Below are 11,715 nucleotides of genomic sequence, written 5' to 3' on the forward strand. Positions count from 1 at the left end.
GCTTTGGGCCTGGCCCTTATCAATGGCGAAAATATTGCAAGCGATAATTTATCTAAAGTGTGCCAAGTTGCTTATGAAATGGACATGACTGTCACGGTGGGCATGGAGAAAGTGGAATTTGTACCCGCAACTTTGCGAATAATACATAGCCTGTCTGAGCGATTTTCCAATTTGGGAATTACCCTGCAGTCATCACTTCTGCGTAGCGAGCAAGACGCAGCGGTCTTTGCCGCAAGCGGCGCGCGGGTTAGATTGTGTAAAGGTGCGTTCACCCAAGACCCTGACCATTCGCACACGGCTAAGGCTGATGTTGACAAAGCGTTTGTCCGTGAAATGCGCACTCTGCTTAAGTCTTCCGCTTATGTAATGATTGCTACCCATGATTCGCGGTTATTGCAGATTGGCCAGGCTCTCGCGTTGCGTAGCGGTCGAACTAAAGATTCATTTGAATTTCAGATGTATCTTGGCGTCAGCGAATCAGAGCAAAAGCGGTTACTTGGACTAAATCATCGAGTCCGAATTCATGTGCCATTTGGCCAGCAGTGGTATCCATTAGTAACTCAACGCCTGACTCAGACCCCGAAATCATTTGGTAAAGCCATTACCTCACTACTTCCCGGCAAATCTTAGGCGTACGCTAGAGCGTAATTCGAAAGGTCATTGAGATGAACATCGCTCTTATCGGCGCAGGTGTAATGGGCGAAACTTTGCTTTCGGGAATTTTGCGTTCAGGCATTGCCCCTGAACAGATATTCGTGGCCGAGATTCGAGCCGATCGCGCCGTTGAGCTTGCGCAAACTTATGGAGTGACTTGCAGTGATGCTAGAACTGCGGTGGCAAAAGCCGATACGGTTTTGTTGGTTGTAAAGCCGCAAGATATCCCTAATGTCCTTTCTGACATCGCAGACGCGCTGTCGACTTCTGCGCTGGTAATTTCACTGGCCGCCGGCATCACAACGAAAGCAATGGAAGCGCAACTACCCGAAGGCCAAGCAGTTGTGCGGGTTATGCCGAACACCCCAGCACTAGTTGCCCAAGGAATGTCAGGGGTTAGTGCGGGTAGCAACTGTTCTGCTGAGCAACTGGACCAAGTTGTTCAGTTAATGAACAGCGTTGGCAAGACAGTCGTAATACCAGAAAGTTTGCAGGATGCACTTACCGCGGTATCCGGGTCCGGACCGGCATACATTTTTTACATTATTGAGTCGATGGTAGCCGCAGCAGTAGAACTAGGAATTGATGCATCCATGGCAACAGAGCTGGTTGAGCAAACAGTTTTTGGGGCTGCATCGCTAATCATGCAGACAGGAGATTCCGCTAAGACGCTTCGGGAGAGAGTTAGTTCGCCAAATGGCGTTACCGTTGCTGCAATCAGGACTTTAGACCAGCATGCGGTTCGTGAAGCTTTTCTCGCTGCCATGCAGGCTGCAGTAAATCGATCAATAGAACTCGGCCAACCAAGCTAATAACTACATCAATGTAACTTTTAGAAATCGGTTTCACAGCCGCCACAACAGCCACTATGGTTGGACTACTTGAGATAAATGCAAAGTCACGCCAGAGGGGTTGCTGGTTGTGGCTAGCACCAAGATTTAAGGATCAGATATGAATCCAGTGAATGATCGTCCGCTTGCAGAGGTTAGATTTTTGACTATCGCTGAAGTTGCAACGGCAATGCGAGTATCCAAGATGACGGTTTACCGTTTGGTACACAGTGGAGAGTTGCCAGCAGTTCGAGTAGGTCGCTCATTCCGAGTTCCAGAACAGGCAGTTCATAACTACCTCAGGGATTCATTCGTCGAAGCAGGCTAATCGCAGGCTGATTTTCCGTCTGCGCGGGTTAGTGCGTAGACTTTCTACTCGTTGAACAAAACGAACTTATGAAGGTGGTTGTGTGGGCTCCGTAATCAAGAAGCGCCGCAAGCGGATGGCTAAAAAGAAGCATCGCAAGATGCTAAAGAAGACACGTTCAAAGCGTCGTAAGTAAATTTAAGAAATTTTTGACCGGGAGCGGGCTCTGGCAGCAAGTGCTAGACCTGCTCCCGCTCCTATTAGTAACAGAGCACTTCTTGCCGCCGGCACCGCATATTTCTGTTTCAGGTGCTCTCTGCGGAAATCATAAACTGGCCATTCGTTGACCAAGGCAAAATCGCGCAGGCGCGAATCAGGATTAACAACCCGAGGTTTGCCAACAAGACTTAAAAGCGGAATGTCGTTTTGCGAATCTGAATAGGCAAAACTTTGGGCTAAATCAATGTCATGTTTCTGAGCCAAATTTCTTACTGCCTGCGCTTTTTGTTCGCCGTGCATAGGTGCGCTTTCCAAGTTTCCGGTGTAACGACCATCAACAATCTCACTAACAGTGGCAACAGCTCCAGTGAGGTTCAATTTGCTCGCAATGATTTGGGCCAATTCAATTGGTGCAGCCGAGACCACCCAAACTTGGTGTCCTACCTCTCGATGTGCAGCCGCTAGTCGCACTGTTCCTGGCCACAATTTGTCAGACATAATTTCGTCATAGATTTCTTCGGCAAGGGATGCGAGTTCCTCAACTGTGCGATTCTGCACAAAGGCCAGCGCATTATTTGCGACCTTTGCTAAGTCTGAACTGTTCTCTTTCCCAGTGAACAAGAACTTACCTTGGGTAATCGCATAGTCCGTAAGATCACGGGGCTTAAGTACGCCTTTGGCGAAAAGGCCGCGAGCTAAGTGGTAAATGCTGGTTCCACGCATAATCGTGTTGTCAATATCAAAAAACGCAGCGATCTGAGAATGACCCTTTGCATTTTGTCTTGGCAAATCTTGGCTTTGTTCTTGATTTACTTCTAACACATTCTCAGCGTACTCTTGAGAAGTTCGTCTAGTTTCTTAACTTGCTGCTAGGAGCGAAATGATTCGGGTGCAATTAATCGGCAAACCAGATTGTCACCTCTGCTTGCAGGCCGAAAGCACCATTGCTCAGGTTTGTGCTGAGCTCTCGGTAGGTTGGGAATCCCTATCTATTTTCGACGATCCACAATTGGCAAATCGGTTCGCTGAATTCATTCCAGTCACCTTGGTCGATGGTCAGGTCTTGGAGCAGTTTGGCATCTCCGAGGCACGACTCCGGGCCGCCTTAAAGTAACGAGCCGAAAATCCCAATCAAATAAGGATTTTTTACTAACTATCCGAATGTAGTCGCAAATTTCTGAAAATTAGCAATTACGCATACCACGAATATGGCCCAAATAGCCAATTTTGCCTTCCGGGAATATGTGCCTAATCTGAGTGCCATAAGCCTACGCGCGGAAGTTGGTTTTGATGCCACTATCAGAGTCGCCTCGAGTATCGACACAGTTGCGTTCAGGTATTCCTGAAGCAACAGTTACTCGACTACCGATGTACCACCGAGCGCTTGTTGCGATGGCGGCGCGGGGCACTGAATTAGTCTCCTCAGAGGAACTTGCAAATGCAAGTGGTGTGTCCAGTGCAAAACTGCGTAAGGATTTATCTTTCCTTGGCTCTTACGGAACCCGTGGCGTTGGATACGATGCAAATTTCCTGCTTTATCAAATTGCTCGCGCATTAGGCCTGACTCAAGAGTGGACCGTAGTCATTGTTGGCGTCGGAAATCTAGGCCATGCATTGGCGGGCTATCCAGGGTTTGCCTCGCGAGGCTTCCACGTTGTTGGACTTTTCGATACAGATCCAAGCCGAATTGGCGAGACAGTTTCGGTCGGTGGCTCTAAGGTAAAGATTGCTGACCTGGCCACCCTGCCAGCAGTTATCCAAACAAGTGGTGCATCCATTGGCGTCATTGCAACCCCTGAAAATGCAGCACAAAGTGTTTGTGACTTACTGGTTCACAACGGCGTAACCAGTATTTTAAATTTCGCACCTGTCCTGTTGGACGTTCCCCAAGGTGTAGACGTGCGACGCGTCGATTTAGCAACAGAGTTGCAGATCTTGGCGTTTCACGAACAACGCAAGGCCGAAGTGGCTTTGGGAAACAGCAACGTTGGCTAGTCCAATGATGAATGAGGCAGGTACAACAATGAGTCAGGTAGGTGCATAGATGCCAACCACAGACATCGCAACATCAGGTGTTGCATTCGTCGTAGCAGGTCCGGGTGAAAGTGATTTACTGACAGTGCGAGCACTTCGGTTGCTTCAGAGCGCCGATGTCGTAATCACAGATAGTGAAGTGGTTTCACTTGCCAGTGAAGTTGCTAATGGAGAAGTGCTTGTTGCACTTGATTCAGTTGGCGCACCGTTATCACTTGCTTCCCGCACCAAAGCACTAATTGATGCTCGCAAGTCTGGCAAAGCGGTAGCCCGACTACTTTCTGGAGATCCAGTAATTGATGGTCGCCTGACGATGGAGACAGCTGCTGTCGCAAAAGCCGGCTATGCCTTTGAAGTAGCTGCTGGCGTATCTCCACTAACTGCTGTTCCAGCGCACGTCGGTTTTTCCTTAACTAGTGGCCGTACTCGCGAAGTTCGAATCATAGACGCCGATTCACCAACAGTGGACTGGACAACCCACATAGATCCGACTGTCACATTAGTAGTCCACAATGCCGCCGAGCGGGCAAACGAAGTTGCTAAAGCATTGGTGAAAGCGGGTAGAGATCCACAAACACCAGTTGCAATCATTCGCGACGGAGCCACTATCGAACAACGCTCACTACATTCAACACTCGAAGCCCTCCCAAGTGCAATGAAGTTGGCTAAGCACTCTGGAGCTGGGCTGGTAATTATTGGTGAGTCAGCTGCCGAGCGCACACCTTGGTTTGAGAGTCGGGCACTTCATGGTTGGAAAGTCTTGGTTCCGCGTACTAAAGATTCCACTGAAAATTTACAAGAAATGCTTCATACACATGGAGCAGTCCCATTCGAAGTCCCAACTATGTCAGTTGAGCCACCGCGTACACCACAGCAGATGGAGCGGGCAATTCACGGCCTAGTTTCGGGTCGATTTGAATGGGTTATCTTCACAAGTGTCAATGCAGTTCGAGCAATCCGTGAACGTTTTGAGGAAATTGGCCTAGATGCGCGCTCGCTTTCGGGAATTCGAATTGCCGCAATTGGAGTAGACACCATAGAAGCCCTTGTTGCGATGGGCGTGCGACCAGATTTGGTTCCAGACGATGAGCAAACAACTGCTTCGTTGCTGGAAATTTGGCCAGAGTTTGATGTAATTTCTGATCCGATAAACCGAATCTTCTTGCCGCGAGCAGACTTAGCAACTGAAACTTTAGTAGCTGGCCTTACTGCCTTGGGCTGGGAAGTTGAAGATGTAACTGCGTATCGAACCGTTCGAGCAGCGCCGCCACATGTTGATACCCGTGAAGCAATTAAGAGTGGCGGTTTTGACGCCGTAGTTTTCACATCAAGTAGTACCGTGCGAAACCTTGTCGGTATTGCCGGAAAGCCCCATGCTGCCAGCGTTATTGCCTGCATTGGCCCAGCAACTGCTAAGACAGCTCAGGAGCATGGTCTGCGGGTTGATGTGCTACCTGAAGAGCCAACCATGGCTGCACTGGTAAAGGCGCTAGCCGCACACGGCATGGCCCTGCGCGAAGAAGCAGCAAGTAATGGCGCAGTAGGTTGGCGTCCATCACGCAAGCGCTCTGCATCCCGCCGCCGCGCGACCTGATTGCTAGGAGTACACCATGAGTGATGAGCAGACAATTGTTCATTTACTACGCCATGGTGAAGTGCATAATCCTGAGAAAATTCTCTATGGCAGACTTCCGGGGTATGTGTTATCCGATCTTGGCATGGAGATGGCAGATCGAGCCGCACATGTCTTGGCCCACCACGACGTCGCAGCGGTGATTGCTTCTCCGCTAGAACGCGCTCAGCAGACTGCTAATCCAATTGGCCGCAAACATCAATTAGAGATTGGCACAGATGCCAACTTGATAGAAGCCGGAAATATTTTTGAAGGCCAGCGGGTTGCCGTTGGCGATGGCGCACTGCGCAGCCCCAAGTCTTGGCGTCATCTCTATAACCCTGTGCGTCCATCTTGGGGTGAACCCTACAAACAAATCGCGAACAGAATGCAACACGCTATTGCCCAAGCTCGTGCGGTTGGTCGTGGCCATGAAGTGGTCTTGGTCAGCCATCAATTGCCGATCTGGATTGCGCGTTTGGCGTTCGAAGGTCGTCGCTTTGCTCATGATCCGCGTAAACGGCAATGTAGCCTGGCCTCGCTTACCTCACTGACCTTTAAGGGCGATCAGTTGGAAGCTATTGTTTACACCGAACCAGCAATTGATTTGGTAGAAAAAGCCCATAAAATCGCAGGTGCGTAACTGTGCTTATGCGATTAACTCTTTTAACCATCTGTGCACTTACATTGACGAGCTGTACCCAAAATTCGGGGCGGACCACGGGCGAAATTAGTTATGTTGCTGGTGATGGCTCAACTATTTTCGTTGCCACCAAAGAGCGCCAATCAGCAGTCACGCTGTCTGGAAAATCTTTGTCAGGTGAGCAACTGAGCACTAGCAATTGGCTAGGAAAAGTTGTGGTGGTTAACCTCTGGGCATCGTGGTGTGGACCATGTCGCTCCGAGGCAAAAGTGTTGGCAAACTCTTACAAGGAATTTTCCGAGCAAGGCGTTGAATTTATTGGCCTAAATACTCGGGATAGCCTTGCCACCGCTACCGCCTTTAATGACAGATTCCCAACAGGCTATCCCTCGATTCAAGATGCAGATGGCGAGTTGATTTTGCGCTTTGGCAACCTAGGACCAGCTGCGACGCCAAGCACAATTGTCTTGGATCGATCCGGCCGAGTCGCGGCTCGAGTTTTGGGTCCAGTAACGCAAGCGCAGTTGCGTGGGATTATTGCTGCAGTGGCGAGCGAGGGTGAAAAATGATTGTCGAGGGAATCACGGAAACCATTAATTCTGGGTCACTACTCTTAGCACTGCCACTTGCCTTCGCTGCAGGACTAGTCTCTTTTCTTTCGCCATGTGTTTTGCCTCTTGTGCCTGGCTATCTTTCATTCATGACCGGCGTAGCAGGGGCTAGAGCAAACGGCCAATCGGTAAAGCGCAGCCGCGCATTGCTCGGTACCGTGATGTTTATCGTCGGATTCTCTACCGTGTTTATTTCCTTTGGCGCGGTGTTCGGGGGAATCGGACAGTCGCTTCTGCTGCACCAACGCCTATTGCAATCAGTCATGGGCGTATTGGTAATCGTTCTGGGACTTGGATTTCTTGGTGTAATACCTGCGCTGCAACGTGAAGTGCGGTTACCGAATCGCCCCACCGGAACTTTATTGGGCGCATTGATTTTAGGCTTTGTTTTTGCTCTTGGCTGGACTCCGTGCATCGGACCAACACTTGCAGCGGTTCAAGCGATGGCCCTACAGGAAGCAAGTGCAGTTCGTGGCGCAATTCTAAGTCTGTCTTACTGCCTCGGTTTAGGACTACCGTTCATACTTATCGGTTTGATGATGGAACGTGGCGTGCGAGCAATTAAATTTTTGCGTAAACACTCTCAATTGATCATGCGCATCGGCGGAGTTTTATTGATTGCTATTGGCTTACTCTTAGTAACTGGTTATTGGAATACCGTGAATATCTGGTTGCGTAGCTGGTTACCAGTGTGGGCGGTGCCACTCTAATGTTTGGAATCACTGCTTGGCTCCGCTGGTTTTGGCGGCAATTGACCAGCATGCGCATAGCGCTATTCCTGCTCTTCCTGTTGGCGCTGGCCAGTGTGCCCGGCTCAATTTTTCCGCAACGCGGCACGGCCCCCGCTCGGGTAAGTCAGTATTTGCGCGAGCACCCAAAATCTGGACCGATACTCGATCGCTTACATCTCTTTGATGTCTTCGCTTCACCTTGGTTCGCCGCAATCTATTTACTCTTGTTCATTTCTCTTGCTGGTTGCGTCATACCTCGAGCTTTTGAGTACTGGAGAGAATTACGAAGTGAACCGCCGACTGCTCCGCGCAATTTAAGCCGTCTAGGAGTTTATGAATCATGGCGGACAACAACATCGGCCAGTGATGCGCTTGCTAAAACAGCGGTTAATTGGGAAGCAAAAGGCTGGCGAGTAAAAGTTGGCGACACTTATGTTTCAGCTGAAAAAGGCTATGCACGAGAATTTGGAAATCTGGTGTTTCATCTTGCCTTGCTTGGTCTACTTGTGGCTGTCGGCGCCGGCAGTTCATATGGATTTCGTGGAACTGTGATTGTTCGAGAGGAAACCGGTTTTGCCAACAATGTAACGCAGTACGACTCGTTCACGCCCGGCCGATCATATTCTGCAACTTCACTCCCGCCCTTTTCTTTTTCTTTAACTGACTTCCATGCCAAGTACCAGTCGGGTGGAATGCAATCAGGTGCGGCCCGAGAATTTCACGCTGATGTATTGGTTAAGGCTAATCCCGATGCAAGGGAAGTGAAGTTTCGGATTAAAGTTAATGAACCACTCCGGGTTGCTGGGGTTACTGTCTACCTAGTTGGACATGGCTATTCTCCCGAGTTCACAGTTCGAGATTCCAAAGGAAAAATAGTTTGGCAAGATGCTGCCATTTTTCTTCCACAAGATGCCAACTTCACATCAAATGGAGTTGTCAAAGCGCCAGACAGTGTTCCGCAATTAGGTTTCCAAGGATATTTTCTGCCCACAGTAACTTCTGATTTCAGTCAAGGTCCGCGCTCAATTTTTCCAGCGCCAGATGATCCCCAAGTTTTCCTCAGTGCCTGGAGTGGAGATCTGGGGCTGGACAGCGGACTGCCACAAAGTGTTTATCAACTCGATACGCAAAAAATGAAGCGAATCGGTATCGAAGAGTTAAGTCCTGGCGAAAAGTGGAAGCTACCAAGAGGCCAGGGCGTAATTGAGTTCACCGGCTTCAAGCAGTGGGCCGCATTCTCACTCGCTCGTGACCCAGGTAAAGGCTGGGCACTCGGATTTGCCATTTTTGCTATTGCTGGCCTGACTATGTCGTTGCTGATACCTAGGCGCCGAGTTTGGTTGCGAGTCGCCGAGCATGCAGAGGGTGGGATTCTGTGCGAAGTTGGAGGTCTAGCAAAGACTCAAGCACCGGGTCTACCTGCTGAAGTGACCAGGCTTAGCCTAATAGTTAAGGAAAGTGCACCGGAGGTACTAAGTGATTAACGAATCACTAGCTCAGACCAGCAACATGTTGGTTTATGCAGCGATGACTGGGTATGTAGTGGCGATGGTTGCATTTGCAATCTCATTATCAAAAAGCCGCCGGATCGAAACTCTGCAGGAGACCGCAGCTCGTGTTTCAGCAGTATCTCCAGCCGCCCGCCAAGGTGGTACCGCTACCTTGGCAGACGCCAGCGTTTCTACTGCATTGAGCGATGGTGATGTCTTAGGTTCTGGACGTCGATCGGGCAACATTGGCATGTCGGTCACTTGGCTGGCAACCCTGTTACTTGGGGCCGCAATAATTTGCCGCGGATTATCAGCAAGTCGTTTGCCGTGGGGAAACATGTATGAGTTCTCTTTGGCGGCCGGCTTCTCAATCGCATTTGCTTATTGTGTTCTGTCATTAAAGCGTGACTTACGATGGCTCGGTCTGTTCATTGTGGTTCCAGTTCTGTTGGACTTAGGAATTGCAGCCACCATTTTGTACACCGATAGTGCCGAGTTGGTGCCAGCACTGCAGTCCTATTGGCTTGCAATTCACGTAACCGCAGCCACCGTTTGCGTTGGAGCTTTCACTGTAGGAGCAGCGCTATCTGCCCTTTACCTAGTAGCCGAACGGGCTGAGGCAAAAGTTATTGCTGGTGAAGAGCCTGGCCGAATCGCTTTCTTAGCAAACAGGTTGCCGACTGCAGATCGGTTAGATCTGATGGCCTATCGGATTCACGCTTTCATGTTTCCGATCTGGACCTTTGCGGTAATTTCGGGTGCGATTTGGGCTGAAGCAGCTTGGGGTCGCTACTGGGGTTGGGATCCGAAAGAAACTTGGGCATTTATTACTTGGGTGATTTATGCAGCCTATTTACATGCCAGAGTTACTGTTGGCTGGCGTGGCCGAAAAGCGGCCTACATTGCGTTGGCAGGAATCAGTGCAATCCTGATTAACTATTTCGTCGTCAATATTTTGATTCCGGGTTTGCATTCGTACTCTGGTGTTAAATAAGAATCTCTTTAAGACTAGTGATGAGGCGCTGAGATGAAGCCAACTTTGATTTACACCTTATCCAGATTAGGTTTGCTTTCTGCCTGTTTAGGACTTGGTTACTTAGCAAGTTTGCGCGGTCCAATCCTGATTGTTGTTGCTTTTCTCGGCTCAGGAGTACTTTCTTTTTTACTATTGGCTAAACAAAGAAGTGCCATGGGTGAGCAGCTCTCTAGTGCCGTATCTCGGGTTTCGAAAAAGCTCGAAGAGAATACCCGTAAAGAAGATATTGACTAAGAAATTGCGATTGTAAAACTCAGGAGTATGGCAAAAACGAGCAAAGCCTTTCCGGTGCCAACCAAAACAGGAATTAACTCCGGACCGCTAATCCCGCTGCGAATCGCTCTAATTGGTGAAACCGAAACGAAGCCAGCACTGAGTGCGACCCAGGCAAATTCTGGCCCTTGTGGCAACATCGACATAATGGTTGCCAGAGAAATGCCCGCGATTAATACGAATTGGTAAAGGAATCTAGTTTTTCCATCGCCAAGCCGAACTGCTAATGTTCGTTTGTCCGACTCCATGTCACTGGGAATATCCCGCAAGTTATTTGCAATCAAAATCGCACTGGACAGCAGCCCACAAGAAATGCCAGCCAATACAGACAGGATTGAAATATTCCCAGTCTGACTTGCGCTGGTTCCGATAACAGCGACTAAACCAAAATAGATAAAGACAAATAATTCACCAAATCCCGCGTAGCCGTAGGGTTTAGTTCCACCGGTGTAGAACCAAGCTGCCAGCATCGCGCTCACACCTATCGGTATCAAAATCCACAGGCCGCTCAAAATTGCCAAAAGTAGTCCGGCGAGGCCAGCAATCAGAAAGTTCAATAACGCCGCTCGCTTAACCAATTTTGGTTCAGCTAATTTCTGGCCAACTAACCGCACGGGACCTAAACGCACCTCGTCAGTGCCTCGTATTCCGTCGCTGTAATCGTTGGCGAAGTTAACGCCGATCTGTAACGCTAGCGCAACTACTAGTGCACAAAATGCCCGAACCAAGAGCATACTGTGTTCAAAATTCGCAATGGCCGTGCCTATGAGAACTGGTGCTATTGCTGCTGGCAAGGTACGAGGTCGAGTACCCGCGATCCACTGCGATCTAGTTGCCATATTGCTCCTAGTTATTGCGCACCAGGGTGCTGGACGGTTCCTTGCGCTATTTCCTGATTTGCTTGCAAGCGAAGACCAAGACGATCAACTTTGCCACTATCGAGCATAGGCAGGTGGTTGACGAATGTTACTGTTCGGGGGGTCGCTGCTCGGCCAATGCGCATTGCAACAGTGTTTTGAATTTCACTACGCAACCTATCCATTGAAGACTGATTATGAAGTTCGCGATTTCGCAAGACCACATATGCGACCGGCAACGCACCCCATAGCTGGTCATTAACGTCAATCACTGCAACGTCAGATATTTCGGGGTGGTGTCTAATGGCCGCTTCCACCGCTGAAAGAGCGACGTTAACTCCGCCCACCATAACAATGTCATCTAGACGACCAAGAATGTGGATTAAACCTCTGGAATCAAGTGCACCAACATCATGAG

Annotated in this window: 16 protein-coding genes; 13 read left to right on the forward strand and 3 right to left on the reverse strand. The window is 49.4% G+C overall.

Annotated elements, in window-relative coordinates; genetic code table 11:
- The 4 genes from EBS36_06725 to EBS36_06740 form a co-directional block, all read left to right on the forward strand.
- On the forward strand, positions 1-630 hold a 630-nt coding region (locus tag EBS36_06725; GenBank protein NBU32840.1), incomplete at its 5' end, for a proline dehydrogenase.
- A 35-nt stretch (positions 631-665) separates the two neighbouring features.
- Positions 666-1,466: a pyrroline-5-carboxylate reductase gene (locus tag EBS36_06730; GenBank protein ID NBU32841.1), complete on the forward strand. Its 801-nt coding sequence runs from the start codon at positions 666-668 to the stop codon at positions 1,464-1,466.
- 139 nt (positions 1,467-1,605) lie between these two features.
- Positions 1,606-1,812 (forward strand): helix-turn-helix domain-containing protein, encoded by a 207-nt coding sequence (locus EBS36_06735; protein ID NBU32842.1) that lies wholly within the window; start codon positions 1,606-1,608, stop codon positions 1,810-1,812.
- Positions 1,813-1,894: 82 nt separating this feature from the next.
- Entirely contained in the window at positions 1,895-1,987 is a 93-nt protein-coding gene (locus tag EBS36_06740; GenBank protein NBU32843.1) for an AURKAIP1/COX24 domain-containing protein, read from the forward strand.
- 2 nt (positions 1,988-1,989) lie between these two features.
- On the opposite strand, the gene EBS36_06745 is transcribed toward EBS36_06740, so the two are convergent.
- Entirely contained in the window at positions 1,990-2,832 is an 843-nt protein-coding gene (locus EBS36_06745) for an HAD-IB family hydrolase (GenBank protein ID NBU32844.1), read from the reverse strand.
- 58 nt (positions 2,833-2,890) lie between these two features.
- Here EBS36_06745 and EBS36_06750 point away from each other — a divergent pair, with 58 nt between their 5' ends.
- The 9 genes from EBS36_06750 to EBS36_06790 all read left to right on the forward strand — a co-directional run bounded on the left by EBS36_06750 (position 2,891) and on the right by EBS36_06790 (position 10,401).
- Entirely contained in the window at positions 2,891-3,124 is a 234-nt protein-coding gene (locus EBS36_06750) for a glutaredoxin family protein (protein ID NBU32845.1), read from the forward strand.
- Between the two features lie 176 nt (positions 3,125-3,300).
- On the forward strand, positions 3,301-4,005 hold the full coding sequence (locus EBS36_06755; GenBank protein NBU32846.1) for a redox-sensing transcriptional repressor Rex: 705 nt from the start codon (positions 3,301-3,303) through the stop codon (positions 4,003-4,005).
- Between the two features lie 49 nt (positions 4,006-4,054).
- Positions 4,055-5,638: a bifunctional uroporphyrinogen-III C-methyltransferase/uroporphyrinogen-III synthase gene (locus tag EBS36_06760; GenBank protein NBU32847.1), complete on the forward strand. Its 1,584-nt coding sequence runs from the start codon at positions 4,055-4,057 to the stop codon at positions 5,636-5,638.
- Between the two features lie 16 nt (positions 5,639-5,654).
- The gene (locus tag EBS36_06765; protein NBU32848.1) at positions 5,655-6,299 is read left to right on the forward strand and encodes a histidine phosphatase family protein; all 645 of its coding nucleotides are present in this window, start codon (positions 5,655-5,657) and stop codon (positions 6,297-6,299) included.
- Between the two features lie 2 nt (positions 6,300-6,301).
- Positions 6,302-6,868 (forward strand): TlpA family protein disulfide reductase, encoded by a 567-nt coding sequence (locus tag EBS36_06770; protein NBU32849.1) that lies wholly within the window; start codon positions 6,302-6,304, stop codon positions 6,866-6,868.
- Positions 6,865-7,620 carry a cytochrome c biogenesis protein CcdA gene (locus EBS36_06775; GenBank protein ID NBU32850.1) on the forward strand — a complete coding sequence of 252 codons (756 nt, stop codon included), beginning with the start codon at positions 6,865-6,867 and terminating at the stop codon, positions 7,618-7,620. The genes EBS36_06770 and EBS36_06775 overlap by 4 nt, the downstream gene beginning before the upstream one ends.
- Positions 7,620-9,125 (forward strand): cytochrome c biogenesis protein ResB, encoded by a 1,506-nt coding sequence (locus tag EBS36_06780; GenBank protein NBU32851.1) that lies wholly within the window; start codon positions 7,620-7,622, stop codon positions 9,123-9,125. Before EBS36_06775 ends, EBS36_06780 begins: the two co-directional genes overlap by 1 nt.
- Before the next feature lie 25 nt (positions 9,126-9,150).
- The gene (gene ccsB, locus EBS36_06785) at positions 9,151-10,125 is read left to right on the forward strand and encodes a c-type cytochrome biogenesis protein CcsB (protein ID NBU32852.1); all 975 of its coding nucleotides are present in this window, start codon (positions 9,151-9,153) and stop codon (positions 10,123-10,125) included.
- A gap of 33 nt (positions 10,126-10,158) precedes the next feature.
- Positions 10,159-10,401, forward strand: coding sequence for a DUF4229 domain-containing protein (locus EBS36_06790; GenBank protein ID NBU32853.1), 243 nt, complete (start codon positions 10,159-10,161; stop codon positions 10,399-10,401).
- Here the strand turns inward: EBS36_06790 and EBS36_06795 are convergent.
- Entirely contained in the window at positions 10,398-11,279 is an 882-nt protein-coding gene (locus EBS36_06795; protein NBU32854.1) for a 1,4-dihydroxy-2-naphthoate polyprenyltransferase, read from the reverse strand. The two genes, EBS36_06790 and EBS36_06795, sit on opposite strands and share 4 nt — an antisense overlap.
- 11 nt (positions 11,280-11,290) lie before the next feature.
- A partial coding sequence (locus EBS36_06800; GenBank protein ID NBU32855.1) for a long-chain fatty acid--CoA ligase occupies positions 11,291-11,715 on the reverse strand: 425 nt, incomplete at its 5' end.

It is taken from the genome of Actinomycetota bacterium (genome assembly GCA_009923495.1).
In the GTDB taxonomy this organism is placed as follows: domain Bacteria; phylum Actinomycetota; class Actinomycetes; order S36-B12; family UBA5976; genus UBA5976.

Excerpts from the sequence above, each read along its gene's own strand:
- EBS36_06730 (NBU32841.1), top strand. The coding sequence starts at position 666 with ATGAACATCGCTCTTATCGGCGCAGGTGTAATGGGCGAAACTTTGCTT.
- EBS36_06735 (NBU32842.1), top strand. The coding sequence starts at position 1,606 with ATGAATCCAGTGAATGATCGTCCGCTTGCAGAGGTTAGATTTTTGACT.
- EBS36_06750 (NBU32845.1), top strand. The coding sequence starts at position 2,891 with ATGATTCGGGTGCAATTAATCGGCAAACCAGATTGTCACCTCTGCTTG.
- EBS36_06755 (NBU32846.1), top strand. The coding sequence starts at position 3,301 with ATGCCACTATCAGAGTCGCCTCGAGTATCGACACAGTTGCGTTCAGGT.
- EBS36_06760 (NBU32847.1), top strand. The coding sequence starts at position 4,055 with ATGCCAACCACAGACATCGCAACATCAGGTGTTGCATTCGTCGTAGCA.
- EBS36_06765 (NBU32848.1), top strand. The coding sequence starts at position 5,655 with ATGAGTGATGAGCAGACAATTGTTCATTTACTACGCCATGGTGAAGTG.
- EBS36_06775 (NBU32850.1), top strand. The coding sequence starts at position 6,865 with ATGATTGTCGAGGGAATCACGGAAACCATTAATTCTGGGTCACTACTC.
- EBS36_06780 (NBU32851.1), top strand. The coding sequence starts at position 7,620 with ATGTTTGGAATCACTGCTTGGCTCCGCTGGTTTTGGCGGCAATTGACC.
- ccsB (NBU32852.1), top strand. The coding sequence starts at position 9,151 with ATGTTGGTTTATGCAGCGATGACTGGGTATGTAGTGGCGATGGTTGCA.
- EBS36_06790 (NBU32853.1), top strand. The coding sequence starts at position 10,159 with ATGAAGCCAACTTTGATTTACACCTTATCCAGATTAGGTTTGCTTTCT.
- EBS36_06795 (NBU32854.1), bottom strand. The coding sequence starts at position 11,279 with ATGGCAACTAGATCGCAGTGGATCGCGGGTACTCGACCTCGTACCTTG.